Origin of the sequence: Streptomyces sp. WMMC500 (assembly GCF_027497195.1) — a bacterium.
Taxonomy (GTDB): Bacteria; Actinomycetota; Actinomycetes; order Streptomycetales; family Streptomycetaceae; genus Streptomyces.
On record NZ_CP114905.1, the window covers coordinates 3,589,843 to 3,610,272 of the forward strand.

16 protein-coding genes are annotated in these 20,430 nt (G+C 68.1%); all 16 read right to left on the reverse strand.

The annotated features are described in order from the left end of the window. Positions 1 to 95 precede the first annotated feature (95 nt). Complete coding sequence (locus tag O7599_RS15095) at positions 96 to 398, reverse strand: hypothetical protein (RefSeq protein WP_281622669.1); 303 nt, start codon at positions 396 to 398, stop codon at positions 96 to 98. Then, positions 371 to 1,051, reverse strand: coding sequence for an endonuclease V (locus O7599_RS15100; protein ID WP_281622670.1), 681 nt, complete (start codon positions 1,049 to 1,051; stop codon positions 371 to 373). Before O7599_RS15100 ends, O7599_RS15095 begins: the two co-directional genes overlap by 28 nt. 82 nt (positions 1,052 to 1,133) lie before the next feature. Further along, positions 1,134 to 1,358 carry a translation initiation factor IF-1 gene (infA, locus tag O7599_RS15105; protein WP_281622671.1) on the reverse strand — a complete coding sequence of 75 codons (225 nt, stop codon included), beginning with the start codon at positions 1,356 to 1,358 and terminating at the stop codon, positions 1,134 to 1,136. Further along, the gene (locus O7599_RS15110; RefSeq protein WP_281622672.1) at positions 1,355 to 2,149 is read right to left on the reverse strand and encodes a GNAT family N-acetyltransferase; all 795 of its coding nucleotides are present in this window, start codon (positions 2,147 to 2,149) and stop codon (positions 1,355 to 1,357) included. The genes infA and O7599_RS15110 overlap by 4 nt, the downstream gene beginning before the upstream one ends. Positions 2,150 to 2,371: 222 nt before the next feature. Next, positions 2,372 to 2,989, reverse strand: coding sequence for a hypothetical protein (locus O7599_RS15115; protein ID WP_281622673.1), 618 nt, complete (start codon positions 2,987 to 2,989; stop codon positions 2,372 to 2,374). Positions 2,990 to 3,615: 626 nt separating this feature from the next. Further along, positions 3,616 to 4,851: a putative T7SS-secreted protein gene (locus tag O7599_RS15120; protein WP_281622674.1), complete on the reverse strand. Its 1,236-nt coding sequence runs from the start codon at positions 4,849 to 4,851 to the stop codon at positions 3,616 to 3,618. Continuing rightward, positions 4,848 to 5,162: a hypothetical protein gene (locus O7599_RS15125; RefSeq protein WP_281622675.1), complete on the reverse strand. Its 315-nt coding sequence runs from the start codon at positions 5,160 to 5,162 to the stop codon at positions 4,848 to 4,850. Before O7599_RS15125 ends, O7599_RS15120 begins: the two co-directional genes overlap by 4 nt. An 18-nt stretch (positions 5,163 to 5,180) precedes the next feature. Next, complete coding sequence (locus O7599_RS15130; RefSeq protein WP_281622676.1) at positions 5,181 to 6,269, reverse strand: hypothetical protein; 1,089 nt, start codon at positions 6,267 to 6,269, stop codon at positions 5,181 to 5,183. Then, a complete protein-coding gene (locus O7599_RS15135; RefSeq protein ID WP_281622677.1) occupies positions 6,257 to 6,976 on the reverse strand; it encodes a hypothetical protein in 720 nt (239 codons plus the stop codon). Before O7599_RS15135 ends, O7599_RS15130 begins: the two co-directional genes overlap by 13 nt. A gap of 202 nt (positions 6,977 to 7,178) precedes the next feature. Then, complete coding sequence (gene tuf, locus O7599_RS15140) at positions 7,179 to 8,372, reverse strand: elongation factor Tu (RefSeq protein WP_018834867.1); 1,194 nt, start codon at positions 8,370 to 8,372, stop codon at positions 7,179 to 7,181. A gap of 198 nt (positions 8,373 to 8,570) precedes the next feature. After that, positions 8,571 to 10,691, reverse strand: coding sequence for an elongation factor G (fusA, locus tag O7599_RS15145; RefSeq protein ID WP_281622678.1), 2,121 nt, complete (start codon positions 10,689 to 10,691; stop codon positions 8,571 to 8,573). A 39-nt stretch (positions 10,692 to 10,730) separates the two neighbouring features. Then, positions 10,731 to 11,201, reverse strand: a complete 471-nt coding sequence (gene rpsG / locus O7599_RS15150; protein ID WP_027771073.1) for a 30S ribosomal protein S7 — start codon at positions 11,199 to 11,201, stop codon at positions 10,731 to 10,733. A 2-nt stretch (positions 11,202 to 11,203) separates the two neighbouring features. Then, a complete protein-coding gene (gene rpsL, locus O7599_RS15155) occupies positions 11,204 to 11,575 on the reverse strand; it encodes a 30S ribosomal protein S12 (RefSeq protein WP_003948652.1) in 372 nt (123 codons plus the stop codon). A gap of 290 nt (positions 11,576 to 11,865) precedes the next feature. Then, positions 11,866 to 12,339 (reverse strand): DUF1707 and DUF4190 domain-containing protein, encoded by a 474-nt coding sequence (locus tag O7599_RS15160; protein ID WP_281622679.1) that lies wholly within the window; start codon positions 12,337 to 12,339, stop codon positions 11,866 to 11,868. Between the two features lie 345 nt (positions 12,340 to 12,684). After that, positions 12,685 to 16,611, reverse strand: a complete 3,927-nt coding sequence (locus O7599_RS15165) for a DNA-directed RNA polymerase subunit beta' (RefSeq protein WP_281622680.1) — start codon at positions 16,609 to 16,611, stop codon at positions 12,685 to 12,687. Positions 16,612 to 16,700: 89 nt separating this feature from the next. Then, positions 16,701 to 20,186 carry a DNA-directed RNA polymerase subunit beta gene (rpoB, locus tag O7599_RS15170; RefSeq protein WP_281622681.1) on the reverse strand — a complete coding sequence of 1,162 codons (3,486 nt, stop codon included), beginning with the start codon at positions 20,184 to 20,186 and terminating at the stop codon, positions 16,701 to 16,703. Between the last annotated feature and the right edge of the window lie 244 nt (positions 20,187 to 20,430).

The following is a 20,430-nucleotide window of genomic DNA, read 5'->3' on the forward strand; positions in this document are numbered from 1 at the left end:
TGTCGGCGGGGCGAGTCGGCCGCCGGGCCCGGCGGGATCGGCCCGCGGAGAAGGTACCCGCGGCGACTGGCGCCGGCACCCGGCAGCCGGACCAGCTAGTGGGTGTGGGGGGCGTAGCGGCGCAGGGTGCGGTGGGGTGGGAAGGCCCACCGTCCCAGCTCCGCCGCCGTCCCCGCGTGCACCCTGCAATGCCGGGCCGAGCCGTCCACGGTCGCCGCCTCCACGTCGAGGGCGCGCCACCGGAGCTGCGGGGCGACCGTCACCGACCCCAGCCCCGCCCGATCGAATTCTCCCGCGCCGCCCGCGACGCCCGCGACGCCGAGCGCGAGGCCGTCGGCGCCGCGCTGCCGGGCGGCGGGGTCCCGGCCGGTCAGGCTTCGGCCAGTGCCCGGCGGCACAGCTTGTCCGCGGCCCTCGTTGTCTCCGGGAGGCGGTACCGCCTCGCCAGGCCGAGCGTGAACGCGCACGCCTCCTCCGCCCCGACCAGGTGGCCGGCGGAGACGTACACCGGCTTGACACCCGGCTGCGTACGAAGAGCGCGCCCCACCGCCTCCGTCCCGTCCAGCAGCGGCGCCGACGAACCCCGCTCGGCCCCCGGCTCCTCGCACCGGAAGTACAGGGGGTTCTTCGCCACGCCGAACGACGGAATCCCCGTCAGCACCCCCAGGTGACTCGCGAGGCCGACGCGGCGGGGGTGGGCGATGCCGTAGCCGTCGCACACGAACACGTCCGGTGGGCCGGCCAGCCCCGACAGCGCCGCCGCGACCGCGGGAATCTCGCGGAACGCCAGCAGGCCCGGGACGTACGGGAACTCGATCCGCGACACGGCCGTCACCGAGTCGACCACGTCGAGACTCGCCACATCCAGCACGGCGACCGCCGCGGCGCACACCCCCGCCTCGTCGTCATACGCCACGTCGACCCCGGCCGCCGTCCGCCACCGCGCCGCGTCGCGCACGGACTCCGCGCGCACGAGCCCTCGCAACCGCTGCTGCTCCGCCACCGCCTCCTCGACGGTCCGCGGACGCCGCAGCTCCCCGGCCAGCTCCACCCCGTGCCCCTTCCGTACCGCTCCCCCGCACCGTAGCCGGGCCCCGGCCGCGGAAACGCCACGACCGGGGCCCCGCGACCCGCTAGTTGCGGTACCGGAACACGATCCGGCCGCGCGCCAGGTCGTACGGCGGCAGCTCCACCAGCACCCGGTCCTCCAGATAGATCCTGATGTAGTGCTTGCGCATCTTCCCGCTGATGTGCGCGAGCACCCGGTGGCCGTTCTCCAGCTCCACGGTGAACATGGCGCTGCGCAGGCACTCGACGACCCGGCCCTCGACCTCGATGACGTTCTTGTCCTTCGTCATCGGACCAGCTCCAGGTTGCTGCTCACCGGCCGGGCGCCGACGCCCTCGAACAGCGCCGTGGCCGCCCGGTTGGACTCGTGGACCTCGGTCCAGGCCGCGGTGGTCCCCGCGTGGTGCAGCGTCCCGAGCGCGTGCGCGAGCAGCGCCCGGGCGATGCCGCGGCGCTGCTCACCGGCCCGGACCGCGACGAGCCCGACACGGGACCGGTTCACCGTCACCACACGGATCAGGCCGAGGTAGCGGTCCGGCCCCGCGGCCACCGCGTACTTCGACGGGTCGACGACGGTGTCGCCCGCGGGGCGGATGATCACCTCCGCGGGCATCGACTGCCACCACCCGGCGGCCGCCTCGACCTCGTCCCGGATCGTACGGTCCACCGCCCGCAGCAGGCCCTCGTCCGCCTCACCGGCGGGGACGACCGTCACACCGGCCGGCGGCAGTACGCCGTCGAGCCCCGTGTCCCGCGGGTCGGTCGGCATGACGTACTCCCACTCGCGGCGCCCGACCGTGAACCCGGCCCGCCGCCAGGCGTCCGTCAGCCCGGTGTCGGCTTCGTCGACCACCGTGTACAGCGGCGCGGGCAGCTCCGGCAGCATCGCCGCGGCGATGCGGTCGAAGGTGTCCGCGTGCCAGGCGTCGATGCCGACGAACAAACGGCCGTCGGCCCGGTACTCCGCGTACCCGCTGCCGACGACCAGGTCGTCATCCAGTGCCTGCCATTGCCTGTCCGCAACGCGCGTGATCGTCACCGCGTCGTCGCCCAGGCCGGAGAGAAAAGGTTTCGCGTCCATCGGCGTCTCCCTCCAGGAGTGCCTCGATCTCAGGCGCTCCTGGCGACACCGGACGTCAGCCGCCGGACCGTGACGGGTTGAGGGAGCACCCATGGGTAACTGTGTTCACGGGTCTCACCTCCACAAGCCGACTTCACGGTCCACCACGACGGTAGCCGCGGCCCACCGCCCGACTCAAACCCTTTTCCCGCGCTCTACCGCCGGAGCCGGATGCCGCCGCCCTCAGTCGCTCCTGGGCTCCTCGTCGAACTTGATGCTCTTCAGCAGGAACACGAGGTGCTGTGCGTACGTGTCCCAGTGGTCCAGATCCGGCGTCTGGAAGGCGACCACGACGATCTCCTCACGGCCGCCAGACAACTCCCGGGGCACCGGTATGTACGCCTGGAGTTCGCCGACCGGCACCACGGCACCGCCCTCGGCGGCGGACCGCTCCCCCTCCACCGGCAGGTCGATCTGTCGTGCGAAGACGGACGCCGGCCCGCAGGGCAAGTCGAACGGCTTGGCGGCTGTCGCATCGTCCTCGGGGTCACGCAGCCCATGCGGGAGTCCTCGCGAGGCGAGGTGAGCGTCGCCGTAGGCGAGAGGCTGCGCAGCCACGAGCAGCATGCCGAACCGCGACTGGTCCCCCTCCCCGCGCCAGTAGGCCCCCGCGTACATGGCGCCGAGTGCTCTCAGTGCCGTGGACCACTGGTGCAGTTGAAGCGTTTGGTTCTCCGCTTCGTCGCCCGCCACTTCCATCGCAGCCGCAGGGCCGGCCACAAACTCACGGGTCTCGGCCAGAGTCAGCCCGACAGGTATCCGGCTATAGCCCGCAGGAACCTCGAAGGTCATCAATGCCATGAGACACGCCCTCAATCTCCGTTACTGGGCGGCGGGGGCGGAATGAACCCCCGCTCAACCGCCTGCTGCAGCTCAAACGTCTCCACCGTCTGCTGATACCTCCTGAGACGCTTACTGGGCAGCCACGGAGAAATAACTCCAGCCAGCACCAGCGGACCGCCAACAAGTAGGATCGGGGCGACAACTGCCGCGTTGTCGCGATTGGGCCACACGACAATGACGATCAGTGCGGCCAAAACTGCGGAAAGGTGCAAGAGTGACCTCTTGTCCCGAAAAGCCGCCACGGCGTAACGAGCCCATGCCGCTTCCAGTGGCTCGATACGGGGACCCATGTGCTCAGGCAGTTGAAACCGGGGTTGCTGACGCCCCCACCTTCCATGCGTCCGAAAGTAATTCACGGACCACTCAGCTCTGTGACGCGCATGTTCTCGATCGTCGCGCTCGAAGACAAGTCGTGTTGTGCCTCGTCCAGGAATAACGCGAACAAGCGTGTACCCGAATTCGTATCCCACATCGGCCATCTTCGGGGCGTCCCAACCGGCACCAGTTACGATGGACACGCTCGAGCGCCCGTCGAAATGGGCGATGATTTCTCTGTCATCCATATCTCATCGCCTCCAGTCAGGTCAGGAAGAATTCCAAGCATTCTCTACCGCGACGAGCATGACGCCGGCCCCGGCGGGGAGAAACATTTGCGCCTTCTGCCGGTTCCCTTCGGGGACGAAGTTTTGAAATACCTTCGGATTCGCCCCGAGCCCAGCCCACGAGTCAGCCAGTCCGAGCAGGGAGGCGCCCCTCGCGTGCTGACTATCTGCAATGGCCCGCCCGGTATTCCCCACAAACCGCACGTTCGCACCGAACGGGATTGCGCCCACCACATCCTGCGCCAACGTGCGATCTGAGACGTCGGCCCCTGCAATCCGGGCGAGACCGTGCGCAGCGAGGGCAACGGTTGCCGTACCTGCCGACACGTTGCCGAAAGCGCCGGCAACCACTGCGAGGTGTGGAACCTTGGTCATCCCGGCAACGGTGTACAGCACTGCGGAGATAGCCCCGGAAACTGCGCTGATGGCCGCGAACACATCTCCGACCGCAGCGATGTTGGCCGCATGGTCCTCCACCCACTGGGTGACATCGTCCGCGAGCTTGGCGATGCCCTCAGTCACCGTCTCCAGGTACTCGCCGAACGAGCCGGACAGATCGCTGATGGTGTCGCCGATCTTGTCGAACAGTCCAGGCTCGTCCGGGGCGATCTCCATCGCGCCGCGGAGGCGGTTCGCGACCGCGTGTCCTTCCGCCCGGTAGTCGTCGGCCAGCGAACGAGCGCGGCGGCGTACGTCTTCCAGCCGCACGGACGCGTCGTCGACCGCGCCCTGCGCCTCCCGGCGCTGCTCCTCCTCGCGGGCCCGATCTGGCTTGTCCCCTGCCGTGCTGGCTTGCCGGTACCGGTCCGGGGAGCCGCTGCCCGAGGGCTCGTCGTCATCGGTGGCCGAGTCCAGTCGGCGCAGTGCGTTACTCAGCTCGCGCTCGGCGTCCTCGGCCTCCCGCTCCAACTGGCGCGCCGTCGCCTGCTGGACACGCATGTACTCGGCCCAGCCCTCCAGGGCCGTGGCGGCCATGCCGAACGAGTCACGGGCCTCGTCCATCTTGGGCCGGAAGTCGTCCTCGAACTTCTCGCGGAACGCCTCCGCCGCCTTTCCCTTCCAGTCCCCCGGCCCGGTGCCGTGCAGCACGTGGGATATCTCCGACAGCGCCCGCGCCGTCCGCCGCACCACCCCGGCGACGTTCTCGGCCCCGCGCAGGTCCCCCGGGCAGGGCATGAACCCGAGGGAGGAGAAGTCGGCCGGCCGTAACGCACTCATGCACGTCCCCCGCCGGCCTGGGAGCGCGATCGCGGGAGGGCGTCGGCAAGCTCACCGTCCACCCGTCGAAACTCCTGCTTGACCTTCAGCAGGGCCTCCGACGCGGCATCGGAGAACTTCTCGATCTGCCCGATGCCGTACGACCACTCGTCCCCGAACTCATCCATTCGACGGGCCAGCGCGTCCACGCCCATGGACCAGCCGTCGACCTCCTCCATCTCCCGGCCCGGCCGCTTCATCAGCTCCGATATGCGCTCGATGTTTCGCCGGACCCGGTCGAGGGTCTCCATGTCCACGTACAGATCGCTCACGTGCCCTCCTCACGCGCGTCAGCGGACGATGGACTGGATCTCGTCGACCTCCAGCTCGGTGGTCGCGCCGAAGGAACCGTCGGGCAGGTCGCCGCCCGTGTCGCCGGAGCCTTCCCATTCGATGGACCAGGTGATCGTGGCCCGGAACGGATAGGTCTCACCGTCCGGCGTGGCACGCAGGTAGGTCAGCCCGCACGGCGGAGTCTCCTCGGCCGACCCCGGAGAGTACGGGGTGCCGATGGAACCGTCGTCGTTGATGGGGCAGGTGCCCGAGGAGGGATGCAACTCGGCATCGTCGGTGCCGGGATCGATGGTGAGCGAGACGGGGGTGGCGGTGGTTCTGGCCCAGAGTTGCAGCACCGGAACTTCGGCGGTGACCGAGACGGGTTCGAAGGTGGCGGCGTCCAGCCAGGCCCAGGTGGGGAGGTTCACCTTCTGCGCGTTCTCCGCGTCGGGCTTGAGGCTGATCTCGGTGTCCGGCACGCGAATACGGTCGTACGCAAGCCCTGCGAGGATCTCCGGCGTGACGGCATTCTCGTACTGGGCCGGCGGCGGATCGCCCCTGTCCACCCAGAAGGGCCCGTCATCGCACTCCAGCGCGCCAGGGACCCCTGCGCCGCCCTCCGGGACAAAGCCGTCCCACCAGTAACCGTCGTCGGACTTCGCCATGTTGAAGTCCTCGTAAGTACCGGGCTGATCGCCACCGTTAACGTACTTGTCCCGCTGCTGGGCGTCCCACTGGTACCCGGTGGACTCCGCGGCCCAGATGTCCTCCATCTTCTTCTTGAGTTGCTTGGGCGTGTAAAGCGGCGCGTACCAGCACGGCGGCGGCGACCAGTCCCCCACCGGTTCCAACGCCCCACCGGACCCACCGGAGCCGCCCCCGGCCCCGTTCTCCGACTCGTCGATCACGACCCCGCCGGCCTCCGCGTGCAGCACCTGCCCCGCGGCATCCCCGTCGGCATGTGCACCATCGTCGCCATTTCCCGCGCCGACGTCGGCACCATCCGGCGTCTCATCGGCAAAGGCAGAAAGCGGCTGTGCAACCAGCACGCCCGACATGCATAGCGCGACCACGACCCCGCGTAAGGACCTCACGGCTGGCATTGCGCCGCCCCCCTGTCCGATACGACCTGCTCAGTAACCCACACACCGTCATCGTTCTTGCGCAGCTTGGTGTTGTAGACGAGGTAGCTGTCCTTGGTCACGGGTGTGTGGGCCACTTTGCCGGTCTCCAAGGACTTGTTGTATGCCTTGCCCTGGTCTTCGCAGTAGATGAGCGTGGCGGTCCCGTCGTCGTTGATCTCCACCTGCTCGCCATAGAAGCGGTACGTTCCAGTCGTCCGAGACTTCTCGTCCACGAACAGTTGGGCGTACCGCTCCGCTTCGGCGGCAGCCTCGCCCTCGGAGTAGAAGCCCACGGCTTCGTGTGCCGGATCCTGCTCGGCAATGGCCACATCGATCGCCTTGATGTAGCCCTCCCCATCCCGCAGCACCGCGTCCTTGTCCGGATCGCCGGTCTTCGACCACTCGAACTCGTACTTCACATCCGCCGGCAGCTTGATCTCCGGTCTGCCCGCCGCCTCCTCCGGAGCGCTCGGCGAGGGCGACTCCTCCCCCTTGTCCGCGCCTTGGATCTTGTCGTCCGGCTTGGCATCGCCGTCCTCGTCGCTGCCGCAGGCGGTCAGCAGCAGGCTCAGCGCGGCAGTGGCCGCCAAGGCGGCAGCGGAAAAGACGCGGGGGGACACGATCAACTCCCGTTGGGTGACGATACGTTCGGGAGCCGACGCTATAGGAGCCGCCGCAACGTTCACCACCCCCTCTTTCGGGGCTGTGGGTAACTCCCCGCGCCGACGCATTCCCCCACCGCTCTCATCAGGCAAATGGAATTCCACTCCCCCCGCCCCCAAGGCAGGTTGCCTGAACAGGCACACTCCCGCCCACGCCAATGCCCCACGCCAAAGGCCCCGGTCCGCCTTGCGGCGGGCCGGGGCCCCGGGAATGCGTGCCGTCAGGTCACTTGAGGATCTTCGTGACCTGGCCGGCGCCCACCGTCCGGCCACCCTCGCGGATGGCGAACTTCAGGCCCTCCTCCATGGCGATGGGCTGGATCAGCTCCACCTTCATGTCGGTGTTGTCGCCCGGCATGACCATCTCCGTGCCCTCGGGGAGGTGCACGACGCCGGTCACGTCGGTGGTGCGGAAGTAGAACTGCGGGCGGTAGTTGTTGAAGAACGGGGTGTGCCGACCGCCCTCGTCCTTCGACAGGATGTACGCCGTCGCCTCGAACTCGGTGTGCGGGGTGACGGTGCCCGGCTTGATGATGACCTGGCCGCGCTCGACGTCCTCGCGCTTGATGCCGCGGAGGAGGAGACCGACGTTCTCACCGGCCTGGCCCTCGTCCAGCAGCTTGCGGAACATCTCGATGCCCGTGACCGTGGTCTTGGTCGTCTCTTCCTTGATGCCGATGATCGCGACTTCCTCGTTCACCTTGAGGATGCCGCGCTCGATACGGCCGGTGACGACGGTTCCACGACCGGTGATCGTGAAGACGTCCTCGATCGGCATCAGGAACGGCTTGTCGATCTCGCGGACCGGCTCCGGGATGGACTCGTCGACGGCCTTCATCAGGTCGAGGACGGTCTTGCCCCACTCGGCGTCGCCCTCCAGCGCCTTCAGCGCGGAGACCTTGACGACCGGGACGTCGTCGCCCGGGAACTCGTACTCGGAGAGAAGCTCACGGACCTCGAGCTCGACGAGCTCCATGATCTCCTCGTCGTCCACCATGTCGGCCTTGTTCAGCGCGACGACGATGTACGGCACGCCGACCTGGCGCGCGAGCAGCACGTGCTCCTTGGTCTGCGGCATCGGGCCGTCGGTGGCGGCGACCACGAGGATCGCGCCGTCCATCTGGGCGGCACCGGTGATCATGTTCTTGATGTAGTCCGCGTGACCGGGGCAGTCGACGTGCGCGTAGTGCCGCGACTCGGTCTGGTACTCGACGTGCGCGATGGAGATCGTGATACCGCGCTGCTTCTCTTCCGGAGCCTTGTCGATCTGGTCGAAGGCCGAAGCCTCGTTCAGGTCCGGGTAAGCGTCGTGCAGCACCTTGGTGATCGCCGCGGTAAGAGTGGTCTTGCCGTGGTCGATGTGACCGATGGTGCCGATGTTGACGTGCGGCTTAGTCCGCTCGAACTTCGCCTTCGCCACTGGGGTCCTCCTGTGGACTGGTGCTGTACGCCCCCCGCCTTCTACGGAGGGGTTCAGGTGGTCGTTCCGAACCGGTCAGGACCCCTAGGGGGATGCCCTTGACCCGTTCGCCTGTGGTCGGCGGCCGGGGCTCCCGCCGCAGATCCCGGAGGATCTGCGGCGGTATACCCCGTATGCCGTTTGCTACAGCCTACGGCTTCACTCGCCCTTGGCCTTCGCGATGATCTCCTCGGCGACGTTCTTGGGAACCTCGGCGTAGGAGTCGAACTGCATGGAGTAGCTCGCCCGGCCGGACGTCTTGCTGCGCAGGTCGCCGACGTAGCCGAACATCTCCGACAGCGGGACCAGACCGGTGACCAGCTTGGCACCGCTCCGGTCCTCCATGGACTGGATCTGTCCACGGCGCGAGTTGATGTCGCCGATCACGTCACCCATGTAGTCCTCGGGCGTCGTGACCTCGACCTTCATCATCGGCTCCAGCAGGACCGGAGCGGCCTTGCGGGCGGCCTCCTTGAAGGCCATCGAGCCGGCGATCTTGAAGGCCATCTCGGACGAGTCCACCTCGTGGTAGGCACCGTCCAGCAGGCGCACACGCACGCCCGTCAGCGGGTATCCGGCGAGGATGCCGAATTCCATGGCCTCCTGGCTGCCCGCGTCCACCGAGGGGATGTACTCCTTGGGGATGCGGCCGCCGGTGACCTCGTTGACGAACTCGTAGCCGTCGCCCTCCAGCGGTTCGAGCGCGATGATCACGCGCGCGAACTGGCCGGAGCCGCCGGTCTGCTTCTTGTGCGTGTACTCGTGCTTCGCCACCGGCCGGCGGACCGTCTCGCGGTACGCCACCTGCGGCTTACCGACGTTCGCCTCGACCTTGAACTCGCGCTTCATGCGGTCGACCAGCACGTCCAGGTGCAGCTCGCCCATGCCCGAGATGATGGTCTGACCGGTCTCCTCGTCCGTCTTGACCCGGAAAGACGGGTCCTCCTCGGCGAGGCGCTGGATCGCGACACCCAGCTTCTCCTGGTCACCCTTGGACTTCGGCTCGATGGCGACCTCGATCACCGGGGCCGGGAAGTCCATGGACTCCAGGATCACCGGCTTCGCCGGGTCGCTCAGAGTCTCGCCGGTGGTGGTCTGCTTCAGACCCATGACGGCGACGATGTCGCCGGCACCCACCGAGTCGATCTCCTCGCGCTTGTTGGCGTGCATCCGGTAGATCTTGCCGATGCGCTCCTTGCGGCCCTTGACCGAGTTCTGCACCTGCGAGCCGGCGTTCAGCCGGCCCGAGTAGACCCGGATGAACGTCAGCTTGCCCAGGTGCGGGTCGCTGGCGATCTTGAAGGCGAGCGCGGAGAGCGGCTCCTCCTCCGAGGGCCGGCGGACGATGACCTCGTCCGGGTCGCCGACGGCGTGGCCCTCGATGCCCTCGACGTCCAGCGGCGACGGCAGGTACCGCACGATCGCGTCCAGCAGGGGCTGTACGCCCTTGTTCTTGAACGCGGTGCCGCAGAACACCGGGGTGACGGTCGTGCCGCCGCCCTTGCCCGAGTTGATGGTGATACGGCGCACGGCCGCGTGGAGCTGCTCCTCGGTGGGCTCCTCGCCCTCCAGGTACAGCTCCATCATCTCCTCGTCGTTCTCGGCGACGGCTTCGAGCAGCGTGCCCCGCCACTCGTCGGCCGCCTCGAGGTGGGTCTCCGGGATGTCGACGACGTCGTACGCCTCGCCGAGCTTGGCCTCGGGCGACCAGACGAACGCCTTCATCCGGACCAGGTCGACGACGCCCTTGAAGTCCGCCTCGGTGCCGATCGGGAGCTGCATGACCAGCGGGGTCGCGCCCAGCCGGTCGGTGATCATGTCGACGCAGCGGTGGAACTCGGCGCCCGTGCGGTCCAGCTTGTTGACGAAGCAGATGCGCGGGACGCCGTAGCGGTCGGCCTGGCGCCACACGGTCTCGGACTGCGGTTCGACGCCGGCCACGCCGTCGAACACCGTCACCGCACCGTCGAGCACGCGCAGCGAGCGCTCCACCTCGACGGTGAAGTCGACGTGGCCCGGGGTGTCGATGATGTTGATGGTGTGGTCGACCTCGTCGAGCGGCCAGTGGCAGGTCGTCGCGGCAGACGTGATCGTGATGCCGCGCTCCTGCTCCTGTGCCATCCAGTCCATCGTGGCTGCGCCGTCGTGGACCTCACCGATCTTGTACGAGACACCGGTGTAGTACAGGATCCGCTCGGTGGTGGTCGTCTTGCCCGCGTCGATGTGGGCCATGATCCCGATGTTGCGGACCTTGGCCAGGTCAAGTGAAGTGGTGGCCATGTTGGCTCAGTCTTCTCTCTCGTAACTACGGGTTCTCGACTACCAGCGGTAGTGCGCGAAGGCCTTGTTGGCGTCGGCCATCTTGTGGGTGTCCTCGCGGCGCTTGACGGAGGCGCCGAGGCCGTTGCTGGCGTCCAGCAGCTCGTTCATGAGCCGCTCGGTCATCGTCTTCTCGCGGCGGGCGCGGGAGTAACCCACGATCCAGCGCAGCGCGAGCGTGGCGGACCTGCCGGGCTTGACCTCGACCGGGACCTGGTACGTCGCACCGCCGACGCGCCGGGACTTGACCTCGATGGCCGGCTTGACGTTCTCCAGGGCGCGCTTCAGCGTGATGACCGGGTCGTTGCCGGTCTTGTCGCGCAGCCCCTCCATGGCGCCGTACACGATGCGCTCGGCGGTGGAACGCTTGCCGTGCAGCAGCACCTTGTTGATCAGCGAGGTCACCAGAGGAGAGTTGTAGACCGGGTCGATGTGCACCGGTCGCTTCGGGGCGGGGCCCTTACGAGGCATGCTTACTTCTCCTTCTTGGCGCCGTAGCGGCTGCGGGCCTGCTTGCGGTTCTTGACACCCTGGGTGTCGAGCGAACCACGGATGATCTTGTAGCGAACGCCCGGCAGGTCCTTCACACGGCCACCGCGCACGAGCACGATCGAGTGCTCCTGCAGGTTGTGCCCCTCACCCGGGATGTAAGCGGTGACCTCGATCCCGCTGGTCAGACGCACACGCGCGACCTTACGCAGGGCCGAGTTCGGCTTCTTCGGGGTGGTGGTGAACACACGCGTGCACACGCCGCGGCGCTGGGGCGAACCCTCAAGCGCGGGCGTCTTGTTCTTCTCGACCTTGTCCTGCCGGCCCTTGCGGACCAGCTGCTGGATCGTAGGCACCGTTTCTCCGGTTTCTGTGTGCCGATCTCGATACTTCTAACCTGGGGTTTCGTTCCTGAAGACCGGCCGGCCCCCGACCCACGCGGTCGGGTGTGTCGCAAGCCCCGTACGTCCCCGCCAGTCTCACGGGGAAGTGCAGCTCTTCGGTGTCACAGCCTCGGCGCCTTCGCGGGAGCGCCCCCGCGCACGCGAAGACCCGGGGACACCCCAGGCACAAGGTCAGAGGGTACCTACAGCCACCCGCTCCGGTCAAAACAAAAAGACATAAGGGACGGCGTACGCGGGTATGGTTATGCGCCGCTGCTGGCCACGGCGGCCACGATGAGGGCGATGAACGCCAGGAAGCTGAGCGCCAGATAGCCGATGACCAGGCCCGCGAGCGCCATCCCGTCGCCCTGCTCGCCGGTCCTGCGGATCTCGGCGCGCGCCTTGTGGCCCAGGATGATCGCCGGGATGAACGTCACGCCGACCACCGGCACCAGCGCCCCGCACACCAGCGCGCCGATCGCCGAGCTGTTCGTGCTCGTCGGGGGCGGGGGAAGGGGCACGGGCTGGAACGTCCGCGGCACCATGGCCGGCATCGTCGGGATGCCGACGGGACCCTGCGGCAGGTCGTTGATGAGCAGGTGCAGCTCGCCGTAGGTCTGTGCCTCGTACGCCCGCGAGATGCGCTGCTCGTACTCCGGCTGGGTGAGTCTGCCCTCGGCGAACCCGGCCTTGATCACATCGACGGTCCGCTCCCGGTCGGCGTGCGAGGCACGCATGGACGGAGGCCGGCTTTGGTCCCACGGCTGCATGGACACTCAGGAACCTCCCCGCCCGCGGTCTCCACGTACCGCGTGCTGTCTATTGTGCTCGACGCACGGGGCGCCGAGGGAGTTCCGGTGCGACGCCGGGAAGTTCGCGTCGCCGCCGTGCGCCCCCTCTCCACCACGTTGTCCGGTTCGCGCGCCGTTTCATGGTAGCGCCGTGCAGGAGGTTCCTCCGCCCCCGGGAGGGCCCGGGCGGCCCCGGGAGCCACCACGCCCCCGCGGAGGCCCCCGAGACGCCGCAGGGCGGCTCTCCGGGGGGAGAGCCGCCCTGCGGGGCGTGCGGTGACGCGGGCCGTGTTACTGGTTGTACGGGCCGTAGTCGTAGTCCTCCAGCGGGACCGCCTGGCCGGAGCCGGTGCCGAAGGGCGAGTAGTCGATGTCGTCGTAGCCGACGGTCGAGTACATCGCGGCCTTGGCCTCCTCGGTGGGCTCCACCCGGATGTTGCGGTAACGGGACAGGCCCGTACCGGCCGGGATCAGCTTGCCGATGATCACGTTCTCCTTGAGGCCGATCAGGGAGTCCGACTTGGCGTTGATCGCCGCGTCGGTGAGCACCCGGGTCGTCTCCTGGAACGACGCCGCCGACAGCCACGACTCGGTGGCCAGCGACGCCTTCGTGATGCCCATGAGCTGCGGCCGGCCGGAGGCCGGCTGGCCGCCCTCGGCCACGACGCGCCGGTTCTCCTGCTCGAACTTCGAGCGCTCGACCAGCTCGCCCGGCAGCAGCTCCGCGTCGCCGGACTCGATGATCGTCACCCGGCGCAGCATCTGCCGGATGATGATCTCGATGTGCTTGTCGTGGATGGACACGCCCTGGCTGTTGTAGACCTTCTGCACCTCGCCGACCAGGTGGACCTGCACGGCCCGCTGGCCGAGGATGCGCAGCACGTCGTGCGGGTTCTCCGTACCCACGGTCAGCTTCTGGCCGACCTCGACGTGGTCGCCCTCGCCCGCGGTGAGACGGGCGCGCTTGGACACGCCGTACGCGACCTCGTCGGAACCGTCGTCGGGGGTGACGACGACCTTCTTGGTCTTCTCCGTCTCCTCGATCCGCACCCGGCCCGCGGCCTCCGAGATCGGCGCCACGCCCTTGGGCGTACGGGCCTCGAAGAGCTCGACGACACGCGGCAGACCCTGGGTGATGTCCTCACCCGCCACACCGCCGGTGTGGAAGGTGCGCATCGTGAGCTGGGTGCCCGGCTCGCCGATGGACTGGGCGGCGATGATGCCCACGGCCTCGCCGATGTCCACCAGCTTGCCGGTGGCCAGCGAACGGCCGTAGCACATGGCGCAGGTGCCGACGGCGGACTCGCAGGTGAGCACCGAGCGGGTCTTGACCGTCGCCACGCCGTGCCGGATCAGCTCGTCGATGAGCACGTCGCCCAGGTCGGTGCCGGCCGGGGCCAGCACCTTGCCGTCGACGACGATGTCCTCGGCGAGGCAGCGCGCGTACACCGAGGTCTCGGCGTCCTCCGCCTTGCGCAGGACCCCCTCGGCGCCGACCGACGCGATCTCCAGCTTCAGGCCGCGGTCGGTGCCGCAGTCCTCCTCGCGGATGATCACGTCCTGCGAGACGTCCACCAGACGCCGGGTCAGGTAACCCGAGTCGGCGGTGCGCAGCGCGGTGTCGGCGAGACCCTTGCGGGCGCCGTGCGTGGAGATGAAGTACTCCAGCACGGACAGGCCCTCGCGGAACGAGGACTTGATCGGCCGCGGGATGGTCTCGTTCTTGGCGTTGGACACCAGGCCGCGCATGCCCGCGATCTGGCGCATCTGCATCATGTTTCCGCGCGCACCCGAGTTGACCATCATGAAGATCGGGTTGGTCTTCGGGAAGTTCTCGTTCATGGCCTCGGCGACCTCGTTGGTCGCCTTGGTCCAGATCGCGATGAGTTCCTGGGTGCGCTCGTCCTTGGTGATCAGGCCGCGCTCGTACTGCTTCTGGACCTTCTCGTCCTGGGCCTCGTACCCGGCGATGATCTCCTTCTTCGCCTCCGGCACGACCACGTCCGAGATGGCGATGGTGACGCCGGAGTGGGTGGCCCAGTAGAAGCCCGAGGACTTCAGGTTGTCCAGGGTCTGCGCGACGAGCACCTTCGGGTAGCGCTCGGCGAGGTCGTTGACGATCTCGGAGAGCTGCTTCTTGCCGACGGTGTAGTGGATGAACGGGTAGTCCTCGGGCAGCAGCTCGTTGAAGAGCGCGCGGCCCAGGGTCGTCCGCAGCCGGAACGGGTCGCCCGGCTGCCAGTCCGAGTCGCCGCCCGCTCCTGCCCCGGCGCTGTCGTCCGCCTCCGGCGCCGGCGGCGTCCAGCCGCGCGGCGGCACGGAGCCGACCGGGAAGCGGATGTCGACGTTCGCCTGGAGCGACAGCTCGCCGGCGTCGAAGGCCATGATCGCCTCGGCGACCGAGGCGAACGAGCGGTCCTCGCCCTTCTTCTCACCCTCGATCTCGTCGGTGGTGAGGAAGAACAGCCCGAGCACCATGTCCTGGGTGGGCATGGTCACCGGCCGGCCGTCGGCCGGCTTGAGGATGTTGTTCGAGGACAGCATCAGGATGCGGGCCTCGGCCTGCGCCTCCGCGGACAGCGGGAGGTGCACGGCCATCTGGTCGCCGTCGAAGTCCGCGTTGAACGCGGTGCAGACGAGCGGGTGGATCTGGATGGCCTTGCCCTCGACGAGCTGCGGCTCGAACGCCTGGATGCCGAGGCGGTGCAGCGTCGGCGCCCGGTTGAGCAGCACCGGGTGCTCGGCGATGACCTCTTCCAGCACGTCGTACACGACCGTGCGGCCGCGCTCGACCATGCGCTTGGCGCTCTTGATGTTCTGCGCGTGGTTCAGGTCCACCAGGCGCTTCATCACGAACGGCTTGAAGAGCTCCAGCGCCATGGCCTTGGGCAGGCCGCACTGGTGCAGCTTGAGCTGCGGGCCGACGACGATGACGGAACGGGCCGAGTAGTCGACGCGCTTGCCGAGCAGGTTCTGCCGGAAGCGGCCCTGCTTGCCCTTGAGCATGTCGGACAGCGACTTCAGCGGGCGGTTGCCCGGGCCGGTCACCGGCCGGCCGCGGCGGCCGTTGTCGAACAGCGCGTCGACGGCCTCCTGCAGCATGCGCTTCTCGTTGTTGACGATGATCTCGGGCGCGCCGAGGTCGAGCAGCCGCTTCAGCCGGTTGTTGCGGTTGATGACGCGGCGGTACAGGTCGTTGAGGTCGGAGGTCGCGAAGCGGCCACCGTCGAGCTGCACCATCGGACGCAGATCCGGCGGGATCACCGGGACGCAGTCCAGCACCATGCCGTTGGGGCTGTTGCGGGTGTGCTGGAACGCGGAGACGACCTTCAGCCGCTTCAGGGCGCGGGTCTTCTTCTGGCCCTTGCCGGTGCGGATGATCTCGCGGAGCTTCTCCGCCTCCTCGTCCAGGTCGAAGGACTCCAGGCGCTTCTGCAGCGCCGCGGCGCCCATGCCGCCCTGGAAGTACGTGCCGAAGCGGTCGCGCAGCTCGCGGTAGAGCAGCTCGTCGCCCTCCAGGTCCTGGACCTTGAGGTTCTTGAAGCGGTTCCACACCTCGTCCAGGCGGTCCAGCTCGCGCTGGGCCCGGTCGCGGAGCTGCTTCATCTCGCGCTCGCCGCCCTCGCGCACCTTGCGGCGCACGTCGGCCTTGGCGCCCTCGGCCTCCAGCTCGGCCAGGTCGGCTTCCTGCTTCTTGGCCCGGGCCTCCAGGTCGCCGTCGCGGCGCTGCTCGATCTGCTGGCGCTCGACGGAGATCTGCGCCTCCAGCGACGACAGGTCGCGCTGGCGGCGCTCGTCGTCCACCCACGTGATCATGTAGGCGGCGAAGTAGATGACCTTCTCCAGGTCCTTCGGCGCCAGGTCGAGCAGGTAGCCGAGGCGCGACGGGACGCCCTTGAAGTACCAGATGTGCGTGACGGGCGCGGCAAGCTCGATGTGGCCCATCCGCTCACGGCGCACCTTGGCGCGGGTCACCTCGACGCCGCAGCGCTCACAGATGATGCCCTTGAAGCGGACGCGCTTGTACTTGCCGCAGTAGCACTCCCAGTCCCGGGTGGGGCCGAAGATCTTCTCGCAGAAGAGTCCGTCCTTCTCGGGCTTGAGGGTGCGGTAGTTGATGGTCTCGGGCTTCTTGACCTCGCCGTGCGACCAGGTCCGGATGTCGTCCGCGGTCGCCAGGCCGATCCGCAGCTCGTCGAAGAAGTTGACGTCGAGCACTCTCGTCAATCCCTCTCAGGGTCGTGTGTCAATGGTCTGAACGGGGTCGAGGGGCGGGAGCGGCTTCGGGGAGGCCGCTCCCGGACCCGTCAGACCTCTTCGACGCTGCTCGGCTCGCGCCGGGACAGGTCGATGCCAAGCTCTTCCGCGGCACGGAAGACGTCCTCGTCCGTGTCGCGCATCTCGATGGACATGCCGTCGGAGGAGAGCACCTCCACGTTCAGGCACAGGGACTGCATCTCCTTGATGAGCACCTTGAACGACTCGGGGATGCCCGGCTCGGGGATGTTCTCGCCCTTGACGATGGCCTCGTAGACCTTCACGCGGCCGGTCACGTCGTCCGACTTGATGGTGAGCAGCTCCTGCAGCGCGTAGGCGGCGCCGTACGCCTCCAGGGCCCACACCTCCATCTCGCCGAACCGCTGGCCGCCGAACTGCGCCTTACCGCCCAGCGGCTGCTGGGTGATCATCGAGTACGGGCCGGTGGACCGGGCGTGGAGCTTGTCGTCCACGAGGTGGTGCAGCTTGAGGATGTACATGTAGCCGACGGAGATCGGCTCCGGGAACGGCTCGCCGGAGCGGCCGTCGAAGAGCTGCGCCTTGCCGGACGGCTGCACCATGCGGTCGCCGTCGCGGTTGGGCAGCGTGTTCTGGATCAGGCCGGCCAGCTCGTCCTCGCGGGCGCCGTCGAAGACCGGGGTCGCCACGTTCGTACCGGAGGCGACCTGGTCGGCGCCGATGCCCTGCAGGCGCTCGGCCCACTCCTCCTTGATACCGGAGACGTCCCAGCCCTGGGCGGCGAGCCAGCCCAGGTGGATCTCCAGCACCTGGCCCGGGTTCATCCGGGAGGGCACGCCGAGCGGGTTGAGGATGATGTCGACCGGGTGGCCGTCCTCCATGAACGGCATGTCCTCGATCGGCAGGATCTTGGCGATGACGCCCTTGTTGCCGTGCCGGCCGGCGAGCTTGTCGCCGTCGGTGATCTTGCGCTTCTGGGCGACGTAGACGCGGACGAGCTGGTTCACGCCGGGCGGCAGTTCGTCGCCCTCCTCGCGGTCGAAGACGCGGACGCCGATGACGCGGCCGGTCTCGCCGTGCGGGACCTTCAGGGACGTGTCGCGGACCTCGCGGGCCTTCTCGCCGAAGATCGCGCGCAGCAGCCGCTCCTCCGGGGTCAGCTCGGTCTCGCCCTTGGGCGTGACCTTGCCGACCAGGATGTCGCCGGCGACGACCTCGGCGCCGATGCGGATGATGCCGCGCTCGTCGAGGTCGGCCAGGACCTCCTCGGAGACGTTCGGGATGTCCCGGGTGATCTCCTCGGGGCCCAGCTTGGTGTCGCGGGCGTCGACCTCGTGCTCCTCGATGTGGATCGAGGACAGGACGTCGTCCTGCACGAGGCGCTGGCTGAGGATGATGGCGTCCTCGTAGTTGTGGCCCTCCCACGGCATGAACGCCACCAGGAGGTTCTTGCCGAGCGCCATCTCGCCCTCGTCGGTCGAGGGGCCGTCGGCGAGCACCTGGCCCTCGATGACGCGGGAGCCCTCGTCCACGAGCACCTTCTGGTTGAAGGAGGTGCCCTGGTTGGAGCGGTGGAACTTGTTGACGCGGTACGTGGTGTAGGTGCCGTCGTCGTTGGCGACGGTGACGTAGTCGGCGGAGACCTCCTGGACCACGCCGTCCTTCTCGGCCTTGATGACGTCGCCGGCGTCGACCGCGCAGCGGTACTCCATGCCGGTGCCGACGAGCGGGGCCTCGGCCCGGATCAGCGGCACGGCCTGGCGCATCATGTTGGAGCCCATGAGCGCGCGGTTGGCGTCGTCGTGCTCCAGGAAGGGGATCATCGCGGTCGCGACCGACACCATCTGGCGCGGCGAGACGTCCATGTAGTCGACGTCGTCGCCGGGGATGTAGTCGACCTCGCCGCCGCGGCGGCGGACCAGGACGCGGTTCTCGGCGAAGTGCAGGTCGTTCGTCAGCGGCGCGTTGGCCTGCGCGATGACGAAGCGGTCCTCCTCGTCGGCCGTCAGGTAGTCCACGTCGTCGGTGACGACGCCGCCCGCGACCTTGCGGTACGGGGTCTCGATGAAGCCGAACGCGTTGACCCGGCCGTACGAGGCGAGCGAGCCGATGAGGCCGATGTTCGGGCCTTCCGGCGTCTCGATGGGACACATGCGGCCGTAGTGCGACGGGTGCACGTCGCGGACCTCGAAGCCGGCCCGCTCACGGGACAGACCGCCGGGGCCCAGCGCGTTGAGCCGGCGCTTGTGGGTCAGCCCGGACAGCGGGTTCGTCTGGTCCATGAACTGCGACAACTGGCTGGTGCCGAAGAACTCCTTGATGGAGGCGACGACCGGCCGGATGTTGATCAGGGTCTGCGGCGTGATCGCCTCGACGTCCTGGGTCGTCATGCGCTCGCGCACGACGCGCTCCATGCGGGCGAGGCCCGTACGCACCTGGTTCTGGATCAGCTCGCCGACGTTGCGGATGCGGCGGTTGCCGAAGTGGTCGATGTCGTCGGTCTCGACGACCACGGACTGGCCGTTGTCCCCGACGGTCTCGACCTCACCGGCGTGCAGCTTCACCAGGTACTTGATCGAGGCGATGATGTCCTCGACCGTCAGCGTGCCCGCGTCGAGCGGCGCGGCGGCGCCCAGCTTCTTGTTGATCTTGTAGCGGCCGACCTTGGCGAGGTCGTAGCGCTTGGGGTTGAAGTACAGGTTCTCCAGCAGCGTCTGCGCGGCCTCCTTGGTCGGCGGCTCGCCCGGACGCAGCTTGCGGTAGATGTCGAGCAGCGCGTCGTCCTGGCCCTGGGTGTGGTCCTTCTCCAGGGTGGCGCGCATGGACTCGTACTCGCCGAACTCCTCCAGGATCTGCTCGTTCGTCCAGCCGAGCGCCTTGAGCAGCACGGTGACCGACTGCTTGCGCTTGCGGTCGATGCGGACGCCGACCATGTCGCGCTTGTCGATCTCCATCTCCAGCCAGGCACCCCGGGAGGGGATGACCTTGACGGAGAAGATGTCCTTGTCGGAGGTCTTGTCGATGGAGGAGTCGAAGTAGACGCCCGGGGACCGGACGAGCTGCGAGACCACGACACGCTCGGTGCCGTTGATCACGAAGGTGCCCTTGTCGGTCATGAGCGGGAAGTCGCCCATGAAGACCGTCTGGGACTTGATCTCGCCGGTCTCGTTGTTGGTGAACTCGGCGGTGACGAAGAGGGGCGCGGCGTAGGTGAAGTCGCGCTCCTTGCACTCGTCGATGGAGTTCTTCGGGGGCTCGAAGCGGTGGTCGCGGAAGGTCAGCGACATCGACCCGGAGAAGTCCTCGATCGGGGAGATCTCCTCGAAGATCTCCTCGAGGCCGGACTTGGTGGGGACGTCCTGTCCATGATCCAGGGCCTCCTCGACACGAGCCTTCCAGGCGTCGTTGCCGAGCAGCCAGTCAAAGCTCTCGGTCTGGAGCGCAAGAAGGTTCGGAACCTCGAGGGGTTCCTTGATCTTCGCGAAAGAGATGCGCAGCGGGGCGGTGCTGGCGCCGTTGTTCGTACTAGCGGTCGAGGCGGTGCGCGAGGCGGCCAAGAGGGGTCCTTCCGAGGGCTCGGACTCACTACGCGCGTACCGGTCCCAAAACCCACACGGGGAGGAGAACGCCCTGGTCAAAGCGTGTCTCTCAAGATCGTACGAGCTCTGGACAGACCCCTGGTGACGGGCAGGGGGCAGTTAACAGGCAGCGCAAAGGGTCAGTGTAGCGACTCGCCACACTGATGTCCAGCGGAGGCTGGAGACCAGCAAATCGTCGATCTCTCCCTGCCTGAGGAGCGCC